General features: G+C 51.4%; 3 protein-coding genes. 2 read left to right on the top strand and 1 reads right to left on the bottom strand.

Annotation, left to right across the window (positions count from 1 at the left end; all coding sequences use genetic code 11):
* Window positions 1-283: 283 nt before the first annotated feature.
* Both RMO84_RS17340 and RMO84_RS17335 read left to right on the top strand, forming a co-directional pair.
* Window positions 284-1,276, top strand: a complete 993-nt coding sequence (locus RMO84_RS17340) for a permease (RefSeq protein ID WP_310489687.1) — start codon at window positions 284-286, stop codon at window positions 1,274-1,276.
* Window positions 1,266-2,030, top strand: coding sequence for a TIGR03943 family putative permease subunit (locus tag RMO84_RS17335; RefSeq protein ID WP_310489686.1), 765 nt, complete (start codon window positions 1,266-1,268; stop codon window positions 2,028-2,030). The genes RMO84_RS17340 and RMO84_RS17335 overlap by 11 nt, the downstream gene beginning before the upstream one ends.
* Here RMO84_RS17335 and RMO84_RS17330 read toward each other — a convergent pair.
* Window positions 2,021-2,277, bottom strand: a 257-nt coding sequence (locus RMO84_RS17330; RefSeq protein WP_310489684.1) for a hypothetical protein, incomplete at its 5' end; no start/stop codon positions are given. The two genes, RMO84_RS17335 and RMO84_RS17330, sit on opposite strands and share 10 nt — an antisense overlap.

The following is a 2,277-nucleotide window of genomic DNA, read 5'->3' as shown; positions in this document are numbered from 1 at the left end:
ATCGCAAATATGACCCCCACCCCGCTTCCTACAGATCGAACCTTACGCAGGAGAGTTTGAGAGGCGGCGTCCCGCCTCTCAACGGGGGGTCTGGGGGTCGGCACCCCCAGATCCGGGTTTTGCCATCACAAGAAAAGTTGGCAACTCACAAGTATGGATTGTTTGCCGCTACGCTTACACTATTGACAGAAACCCAACATATGCAAGATCTGTCAGGAATGGCTCGTGCTGATGATAGGATCGATCGCAAGTCCCAAATAAATTACAACATCCCCCGATCGAGATGGAACAGCTTAACAATGCGTTTACCCTCTTTTTGAGTCTACTGGTAGAAGCAATCCCGTTCCTGTTGCTAGGAGTAGTGCTATCGAGCGTCCTGCTGATTTTTATCGACGAACGCTGGTTGATGGCGCGGATGCCCAAACATCCCATCTTGGGTGCATTTGCAGGGAGTTGTATCGGTTTTTTGTTTCCCGTCTGCGAGTGTGGCAATGTCCCCGTGGCACGGCGATTGATTATGCAAGGGGTACCGATTCCAGTGGCGATCGGGTTTTTGATTGCCGCACCGACAGTCAATCCGATCGTAATTTGGTCTACTTGGATTGCGTTTCACGATCGACCGGAGATCGTCGTTTTGCGGGTGCTATTTACACTCCTAATTGCCACAATTATCGGCTGTATTTTTAGCACTCAAACCGATCTCAAACCAATTTTACAACCCGCGATCGCGTTAGGCACGATCCGCAGCGCACCCAAAGTTAGTACTGGTTATAGTCTGCTCGATGGCGGCGATTTTATGCTCGGCGGTGCGGGTGCCGCACCGCTAAAAATGACTCAAGAGTTAATGCAGCCACCTAAAAGATCGCTCCGCGCTAATGTTAATTTAGTCTTGGATAATGTCATTCAAGAACTGCGAGAATTGGGCGGCGTATTGGTACTCGGCAGTGCTGTCGCCGCCGCGATCCAAACCCTAACCCCGCGCGAACTGATTGTCAGTCTGGGACAAGGGCCAATGTTGTCAATCTTGGTGATGATGCTGCTGGCTGGTTCGATCTCGATTTGTTCGACGGTGGATGCTTTTTTCGCGCTCTCGTTTGCCGCGACATTTACCAGCGGTTCGTTACTCGCGTTCCTAGTATTTGGGCCGATGTTCGACCTCAAAAGTATCGGCTTGATGTTATCAATTTTTAAGCCCAAAGCCATCTTTTATTTATTTGCGATCGCGACTCAACTCACATTTTTGCTCACCCTGTTCGTGAATTTCCATGTCAGCTAAACCACCCACCGATCGATCCCATGTGCGTAAGTCCTGGTTAGATATTCTAGCCGTGACTACCTGGGGGATTTTACTGCTCAAATATGCGATCGACGGTACTCTGTACATTTTGATCCATCCCAGCTACTATCTGCTCGTTACCGTTACTGGAATCTGTTTGCTGGCGATCGGTTTATTACAGAGCTGGCGACTGTTTCGCGGTAGAATTGCTACCACCACCGAACAGCACAGCAGCTTGCTGCCGTCCGGTGCCGCCTCGATGCTACTATTGGGTACTGCGATCGCGGGCTTAATTATTACCCCCAAACTCTTTACCAGCAATGCTGCCGTTCAACGCGGCGTCTCTGCCGAAGCTGTCACCGTCACCCGCAGCCAAACCCAATCATTTAAAACCAATATCAAACCAGAATCCCGCACCTTGGTAGATTGGAAACGAACCCTCGCTAATTACCCCGAACCCGACGCCTATCTCGGTCAAACCGCCAACATCAACGGCTTTGTCATTTACCCCAAAGAACTCCCCGCCAACTACCTGCTGCTATCGCGATTTGTGATTACCTGTTGTGCCGCAGATGCTTATCCCATTTCTATTCCTGTCAAATTCACCGGCGATCGTCAAACATATCCCCAAGATAGCTGGCTCCAAGTCAAAGGCAAAGCCAGCGTCGAAACCATCTCCGGCACCCGCCAACTCGTCATCGCCGCCACCGATCTTAAGCCGATTGCTGTGCCGAAGAATCCTTATCAGGAGTAGGCTTTAGGCTTTAGGTTTTGGAACGCAGTTCCAACTCCCAACTCCCCGCTGTCTTGACCCAAACGCACGCTGAGGAAACCGTCTAGCGACACGTCTCGCTTCGCTCGTCTACAGCGCGATTTGGGTCGCTCCCCGCCCCTAACTCCCCGCTCCCCGCTCCCATCGTGACTCCTCAAACCCCCACCCAACCACTCGATCGCATCGCCATTACTGTCATGGCTGTCTTGGCTGTCGCGATCGCGATTTT

This window comes from Chamaesiphon sp. VAR_69_metabat_338 (assembly GCF_031423935.1).
Classification (GTDB): domain Bacteria; phylum Cyanobacteriota; class Cyanobacteriia; order Cyanobacteriales; family Chamaesiphonaceae; genus Chamaesiphon.
Note: the sequence above shows the minus strand (reverse complement) of the source record. Positions and strands in the feature narration are given on the sequence as shown.

What these genes read in the sequence shown, in the direction of transcription:
- RMO84_RS17335 (WP_310489686.1), top strand. Translation starts at nt 1,266, where the DNA reads ATGTCAGCTAAACCACCCACCGATCGATCCCATGTGCGTAAGTCCTGG.
- RMO84_RS17340 (WP_310489687.1), top strand. Translation starts at nt 284, where the DNA reads ATGGAACAGCTTAACAATGCGTTTACCCTCTTTTTGAGTCTACTGGTA.